This window comes from Ruegeria sp. YKSD179, from assembly GCF_059612885.1.
In genome coordinates this window covers 1-7,097 of record NZ_JBXWRL010000096.1, presented here as the reverse complement: position 1 = coordinate 7,097, position 7,097 = coordinate 1, and the positions used below count along the sequence as shown (strand labels likewise).

The window sequence follows — 7,097 nt, the reverse complement described above, 5'->3', positions numbered from 1 at the left end:
CGGTTCTTCGGACGCCTCAAAGCCTCATTCCGACGTATCGCAACCCGGTACGAGAAAACGTCACGCAACTTCATGGCCATGATCAAACTGGCCTCGATACGATTGTGGATCAAGTTTTATGAGTCGGCTGCCTAATGATGCCGAAGCTCTCAGCGCTTTACTCTTGGTTGTCGCCTTTGGGCGTTGCTGCAACGTTCATTGGAGTCGCAAGCATTTCTTTTGCAAGCCTGTCTCCGCCGGGGAGCGCTGGTGATCCGGGAAGTGCTGACAAAGCGATGCATATCATTGCATACGCGATTATTGTGCTTCCTTTAGCATTAGTCAGAAGCCGCACGAGGATTTGGAGCGCCGTCGGCATTTTGATTTGGAGCGGATGCATTGAACTCTTGCAGCCGCTTTTTGGACGCTCATCAAGCGTTAGTGATGTTATCGCCAATGCACGAAGTTGCTGGACCCGTTTGCGTCTAATCTCAGAAGCAAACATTGGGCCGAACCTGTTCCACCAGTATCGGACGGTTTCATGGCTGACATCGATCCCGCGCTCGTGCAGCAGATCTTCGACATTCCGAAGCGAGAGTGGAAACCGAATATACAGCATCACCGCAAGACGGATGATCTCGGGACTGGTCTTAAAGTACTTGAAGAAGGCAGGTTTGGTCATTCCCAAACGCTACGCATACCCCCTGCCCCGCTCAAGCAAAGTTCTTCTGACAAGACCATCGTGTTGGAATACAAGTTGCACATCGCGTTCAGGTCCAATGCAGTAAGGAAACTAGCCTCGAACATAATCCTTTTGTGCGTCGAAAAACGAAAACTTTTAGAGCGGCAGTCAGATCGTGAACTTGAAGCGTCAGTGTCAGGGCCGGTGCGCTCACGCTTCTTACTCGTTCTATTTCCAACATTCTGGGAAAATTGACAAAAAAAATGGGCGTCAATCGGATGCGACCCAAGGGATTGGTCAAATCGCTGGATTGAACTAAATGACGTAGGTCACAATCCCCATGTGACATTTCCCATGCCGTTTTCGGCGGTACTGTCAACTTGAACCCGCGTTTGACCGTCCCTCGGCAGCGCGGGCTTTTTTTCTGATCCAACCGACCTACGTCTTTGTTTACTACCGCAGACAGCCCGTGTTGCCTTGTCCCCTGTAAAATTGGCAGCACGGTTTTCTGTAGTATCCCGAGGCGCACCACAGTGAAGTTGCCAATTCTTTCACCTTATACGTGTGCTTTTCCACAGTTTGGATGATGCACGCCCTGTTCCAAGGGGCGTATGTTTGATGAAGGCTCCCTCTTTAAGGGGGGTGTTAGCGCCGTCAGTTTGTACGGCATCGGTGTGTATCTAGTGAGTTAACTAGGAGAGTAAAATGTTGAAGCTCTATGTAATGATGAAAACACTGGCACGTGACGAGCGCGGTGCGACCATCGTCGAGTACGGTGTTGCCCTGACCATTATCACGGCAATTGCAGTTGCGACCCTCACAGCTTTGGGCGGCGACGTTAACGGCCAGTTCACCGTGGCAGAAGGCCTATTGTAATCACCTGCTTGCAATTCAAGTCGTAAGGGATGGTGAGGGCTTTGACGGGACGAAATGCGGTCACGGGAACTGCACACATTAGGTGTGGCGAAAGAGCGGTTCTAAAATCATTTTGTTTCCATTTAAGAAACAATGTAAAGAGATTGTTTACGGATCGTGGACGTTTCTGTTTTCACGGGTAAAACTAGGAAGTTCCAATTCCGATGACCCCCACGAGAGGGGCTGAACAGCTACCCGTTCAGCCCCTCGACAGTGCGGACTTTTTTCCGGTCGAACCGGCCTATTTGTTTGATTGCTACCGCAGAAAGCCCGCGTTGTCTCGTCCCCTTTTAAATTGGCAGCGCGGGCTTGTTGTTTTCGGCCAACAAAACGCAACTCCACTTCAAAAATGGCGATTACCCTTTAGCACGGGCTTGTTGGGTCGATAGACCGTGATCTCGCTTGGTTCCACTTTGCTCTACTCGTTCCACCATGCGCTTGGTTTCACTCGTCCGCCTCTTTTGCGGTCAAGCCACAATGCCAGCTTTCGCAAAGGTGATAGAGCCAGCTTTAACCATGCTCGATGTTTCCATTTTCGAAAGTCCCGATTGAAAGGACAAACGCGCAAGCAGATTGCACAGTCAGTCGATGTCTTCGCCCAGAAGCCGAAACACTTCTCTGCATCTGAGGTCCATTTACGCACGCCCTTTATGGCAGAGACATTGTTGCCCCCAACCTCGGGCGGACCAAACGGTAGTGCCTTTACAGGACACGCATCCGCACATTTGGTGCATATGTCGCAAAAGGCCCGAACCCCCTTCGGTTTGGGGGCATCATGTGCCAAAGGCAAGTTTGTGAAGATCTTGGAGAAACGCAGTCTTGGCCCGAATTCAGGCGTGATAACCATCTGATTTCTTGCGTATTCCCCCAAACCCGCCTTGATCGCATAGGGGATTACGAGACCTGTGTCGTTCATCGATGCAACCGCATCGTAGCCCAGGTTTCGAATATAGGCGGCGAGTTGCATCACGATTGAGGCCTCGTGCGAATACTCTCGTCCGGTGGCCGCGCCGGCCAAAGCGGAGGGGTAGGTGGCCACAAGTTTGGGGTCCATTTCATGTCCCAGCACGATAACTGAAGTCATGCCTTCAGGGAGATCATTTGGCACTTCTGAGAAATCACGGGTATCGATGCGGCTAGCGTAAAGCCACCTGCTGTCCATGTCCGCCACTCCGCACAAGTCGGCTCCGAAGAAATTCGCAACTCGCTTTATCTCTGCGGACATTTTCGCTGGGTCGGCGACTTCGACCAGCTTTGGTGCGACTGGGGTGTCATAGCTGATAGAAGCTTGAAAACCTTCTCGCCGTCCTTGATCCGCATAGCGGTCCGTCATCACATCCGAGATGAGCCAGGCCGCGTTCCGCAGCGCGAAGTCACGTTGTGTGAAACCGTCCCCCCGCCGCGGTGACGCTGCCATTCGGTAAGACGCAAAGAAGCCATCGGTCGCTTTCGTTCTTACTGTTTCGTCCCAAAATGCGCGGGTGAATACGTCGTTGCGCTGAGAAAACTGTTCAAAATCCTGCGTAATCTCGATACCCGCTTCACTGTCACCGTCTTGTGGTTCAAATTGATTACGTGGATAGGTCATGCAAACAGGTTAACGCTTCGAAGTCTGTTCGGGCAACTAGGTATGGCTGAGCTTGCGTACCGCGTTTTCCTAATCTTTCGACCAGCGCTTTCCGGGATCGCGTCTTGGTTCGGGGCGAAGCGGGTCAACCAGACTGACACGCAGATGTAAGCTCGTGGATATGCCAAAGTTTACAAGTCACACCGCTGCCGTCTGAGCTTTCCCAAAAGGAAAGAACCGGTTAATGATTTACCGACGCTATTACCAATGCTTTGTTTGGCTATATGGAGGTTGGCGCAATTAAGGACATTCGTGGTCGCGCCAGTACTTGTCCCACTTCTTCACCCATCCTGCCTGCGCCATCGCGCAACTAATATCGCCGCTTTTTGGAGAAACGCACCACGCTGCAGTTCGTTTGCCTCCAGCGTGACCAACCGAGCGACACCGCATTGTAGGGGCTCTGTTGCGAAGTTTCTGACTAAACGAAGAGTTGACACCGAACCCGCTGCCTATGCCGCCAGTTCTGCAAATTGACGAAACGGACAGATTCCGGGCGTGAGTTGACCTTTGCGGATCATGTGCGCCACTTCAATTCCATCCAACGTTGCCGCTGCTGATGCGAAGGCTTTGAACCCCAGCATCGGGCGAGTTCGTCTTTTGATGAAACGGTGGTCCTGTTCCACAATGTTGTTCAAGTATTTCCGCCGGACCATTTCAATTTGGACTGGGCAACCAAAGCCTTTCAACATCTTGTTTATGGCCTTGATGCCGGCTGTGTTGGCTCCGCTCTTGTCGATGACAATCTTTCTTGGAAGGCCGTTGACCTCCAGTGCCCGGGCAAAGAATTTGGTGGCGGCGGGTTTGTTTCGACGCTGTGAAAGCATGAAATCAAGCGTCTTACCGTGCTTGTCGACAGCTCGGTAGAGGTATACCCACGCCCCTTTCACCTTGATGTAGGTCTCGTCCACTCTCCAAGAACGATCGCAAGATTTTTTGCGGCGACGCGCGGCCTCGGCAATCGCGCTAGAGTATCTCTTCACCCAGCGGTTCAGTGTAGTGTGGTCCACCGAAACACCGCGCTCACCCATGATTTCCTCCAGGTCACGGTATGAAACACCATATCGAACGTAGAAGAATACTGCGAATAGGATCACATCTTTCGGATACTGTGCACCCTTGAAAGAAATCATGAACTGACTTTCGGCTGAATTACACCGGCCGCTATTCACTCTCTGCGTTCTTGAGCGTCAATGGCAAAAAGTTTGCAACAGATCCATCGTCTCACCAGGGCTAAAATTGGCAATCAAATCAAAGCGCATAATGTCCTCCCAGTTGATCGTGATTAGTTGAATTTCAGCTCTCTTTTCAACTAAGTTGAATTTCTCTCGAAAAATCAACAAAAATCTTTTATCTCGAATGCATGAAAAACGACTTTCCAGACACTGATGCCCAGCGACTGGGCAGTGAAATCCGCGAAGTACGCAAGGCGCGCGGACTGACCTTGAATGACTTGTCCGAGGCCGTATCCTGTTCGACCGCCTACCTGAGCCGGATCGAGCTTGGCTCGGCGAAGGTATCTGAAGACCTCCTGACAGAAATCAGCACGGCTCTGGAAGTGGATCCCGACTGGTTCTTTCCCAAACAATCAGGAGCAGGCTCGCTTGAACGCAAACATGTTGTCCGTGCAGAAAACCGCCGCTCGTTGTCGGGCATGTACACGCGGACAACCGAAGAACTTGGTTTCGAGGATGAGCTTCTATCCAGCACTCTATCGGGGCAATGTTATCTGATCCTGTCCCGCTTTCGCCCGGGCGCGGGCACCCCGCCAGAGCCGTTGGAAGGATATTCATTTGAAGGTGAACAGCATGCGATTGTCTTGACCGGAGAAGTCGAGCTGCGTCTTGACAACGAAGTCATCGTCCTGCGCAAGGGCGACAGTTTTTCTTACCCCTCGATGATCGCACACCGGTTTCGCAATCGAACAGACAAAGAGGCCACCATGGTTTGGGCGATGCTTCCTGTAAGGATCAGCTGGTAAGGCCAAGCGCATGTTGGCCATCTGCGGTACAGATAACTATGGTTATGTTAAAAATTCCCTGGGTTTGACGCACAGATTGCCCTGTGATTTGGTCACTGGAGTTTTTGGGTTAAATTTCGGCCCAAAGGAGACATCCAGTGCACCCCTCGGATGCTGCTGCTGCCTGCGTTCCTGCCGTTCGCTGCGCAAGCGAAATCTGGGCTTTGGTGAACTCACGGTAAGCTGACTTTGCCGTCTTTCGATCTGGAGCCTTCGCTAAAGCAGCACTTGCTCGCGGTCGCGGCATACTTATTGTTGCGTCGCGGCAAGTGTCACCAATCAGGTCATTCGCAGCCGTTGTATTTGCGTTAACGGGAACCGTACCTTCGCCGCGGCTCGGTCGGACGAGCAAGACGCGGGATATGGCAAGTATTGAAACATTGGTTTTTGCTTCGTGTTTGAACTGATTAGAAACGAGACGCCAATTTTGTGTCTTCTTGCTGTTAAGCTTTTTTGACGAGCATAATCTTGTTTTTCCGATACGGGACTTTACGCTACTGCCGAACCCGATAGCCGGAAGCAATGATCCGGTTAATGAGAAAGGCGACGGCCTGGTGCATATCCTTTTCATCGTTATTGCCGACCGCTGTTTCGTGGGCAGCAGCTGCGTCACGCAGAACTCCCACAATTTCATGTTCGGGCAGGAGCTCACGATCTTTGATTGCAAGCAAAAGCGCTTCACAAATTGAGAGTGCGACCATTCCTGAGTGGTCTTGCCGGTCAGCCATGGTAGACGTCCTTTTTTAACAGGCGTCCAAGCAAGGAAGCGCCACAATGAATTGCATCATACTGGCATAGATTGCTGTATACTTAACTGATCGAAAGCAGTCTTGGCGTCGGATAGTTTCGCGGGCTGCTCATCGATGAAGGAAGAGCACTTGCGCACTATCAAAAACAGTCCACTCACCCGAAAGCTTTCAAACTTCGTCGCTCTGACTGAGGTTGAACTTGCGGCATTGGCACGCCTGCACAAGCGTCGCAGAACCTTTGAAGCCGGACGTGACCTTGTGCATCAAGGGCAATCAGAGCAGGCTGCCTACATTCTGGCCTCGGGCTGGGTTTGTTCCTACAAAACCCAGACTGACGGGTCGCGTCAGATCGTCGATTTCCAAGTGCCGGGTGACTTTCTGGGCTTGCGGAGCGTTCTGCTGCACACCTCGGATCACAGCATAGAACCAATCATGGAAATCCAAGCCATTGAAGTAGTAGTGGATGATCTCCTGGAAGCATTTGCGCAAACGCCCCGGCTGGCGACAGCAATTCTTTGGGCGGTCTCCCGAGATGAAGCGATGGTGGTTGAGCACCTGGTCAACATAGGACGGCGCGATGCGGGTGAGCGCATGGCGCATTTTCTATTGGAACTTGGTGTGAGGCTGACTCAGGTCGGGATGGCAAGCAAGACGGGATACGCCTGCCCTCTGACACAATACCACCTTGCCGATACGCTGGGACTGAGTGCCGTGCATGTTAATCGTGTCCTACGGCAACTGCGGGAAAAGGGGCTGGTTACTTTTCAATCCGGGCAAGTGGTATTTGATGATTATGACGGACTGGTGACGTTGGCCGGTTTTGACCCCACTTATCTGGATCAGGCCGGGCCACTGTTGAAGCAATAAGTTCACCCCTACAGCGATGCCGGGATTTTGATGATCGTTGCCTGTTAGAGACGGAATTCGCTTCGGCAGATTTGGGATTTCACTGAAAAAGAAGCGCAAGATAAATACAGTCCGATTGCGGTACTGGATTTCCTGCGCTTCTCAATTACGCGTTAAGAACACGCCAGCAAATATCCCGCCAACACACATCACGTTGCCGGAATCCAAACATCATTGCACTGACGCAGGTTAGTCAATTTTTGGCAGTGTGCCTGATCCTCG

At 51.8% G+C, this 7,097-nt stretch carries 6 protein-coding genes and 2 pseudogenes; 4 read left to right on the top strand and 4 right to left on the bottom strand.

Annotation, left to right across the window (positions count from 1 at the left end; genetic code table 11):
• Positions 1-135, top strand: a pseudogene (locus AC2FNE_RS23970) (IS5/IS1182 family transposase); the annotation flags it as partial.
• A gap of 319 nt (positions 136-454) precedes the next feature.
• On the opposite strand, the pseudogene AC2FNE_RS23965 reads toward AC2FNE_RS23970, so the two are convergent.
• Positions 455-661, bottom strand: a pseudogene (locus AC2FNE_RS23965) (IS6 family transposase); the annotation flags it as partial.
• 705 nt (positions 662-1,366) lie between these two features.
• Here AC2FNE_RS23965 and AC2FNE_RS23960 point away from each other — a divergent pair.
• Positions 1,367-1,537 (top strand): Flp family type IVb pilin, encoded by a 171-nt coding sequence (locus tag AC2FNE_RS23960; protein ID WP_217362408.1) that lies wholly within the window; start codon positions 1,367-1,369, stop codon positions 1,535-1,537.
• Between the two features lie 457 nt (positions 1,538-1,994).
• Here the strand turns inward: AC2FNE_RS23960 and AC2FNE_RS23955 are convergent, their stop codons facing one another.
• Positions 1,995-3,164, bottom strand: coding sequence for a 4Fe-4S double cluster binding domain-containing protein (locus AC2FNE_RS23955; RefSeq protein ID WP_170608721.1), 1,170 nt, complete (start codon positions 3,162-3,164; stop codon positions 1,995-1,997).
• Between the two features lie 488 nt (positions 3,165-3,652).
• The gene (locus AC2FNE_RS23950; RefSeq protein WP_353392075.1) at positions 3,653-4,333 is read right to left on the bottom strand and encodes an IS6 family transposase; all 681 of its coding nucleotides are present in this window, start codon (positions 4,331-4,333) and stop codon (positions 3,653-3,655) included.
• Between the two features lie 230 nt (positions 4,334-4,563).
• Between AC2FNE_RS23950 and AC2FNE_RS23945 the strand changes: the two genes are divergently transcribed.
• Positions 4,564-5,181 (top strand): helix-turn-helix domain-containing protein, encoded by a 618-nt coding sequence (locus tag AC2FNE_RS23945; RefSeq protein WP_481669098.1) that lies wholly within the window; start codon positions 4,564-4,566, stop codon positions 5,179-5,181.
• Positions 5,182-5,714: 533 nt separating this feature from the next.
• On the opposite strand, the gene AC2FNE_RS23940 is transcribed toward AC2FNE_RS23945, so the two are convergent.
• A complete protein-coding gene (locus AC2FNE_RS23940; protein WP_496806492.1) occupies positions 5,715-5,948 on the bottom strand; it encodes a hypothetical protein in 234 nt (77 codons plus the stop codon).
• Between the two features lie 135 nt (positions 5,949-6,083).
• On the opposite strand from AC2FNE_RS23940, the gene AC2FNE_RS23935 reads away from it, so the two are divergent.
• Positions 6,084-6,836, top strand: a complete 753-nt coding sequence (locus AC2FNE_RS23935) for a Crp/Fnr family transcriptional regulator (RefSeq protein WP_496806491.1) — start codon at positions 6,084-6,086, stop codon at positions 6,834-6,836.
• Positions 6,837-7,097: the final 261 nt, after the last annotated feature.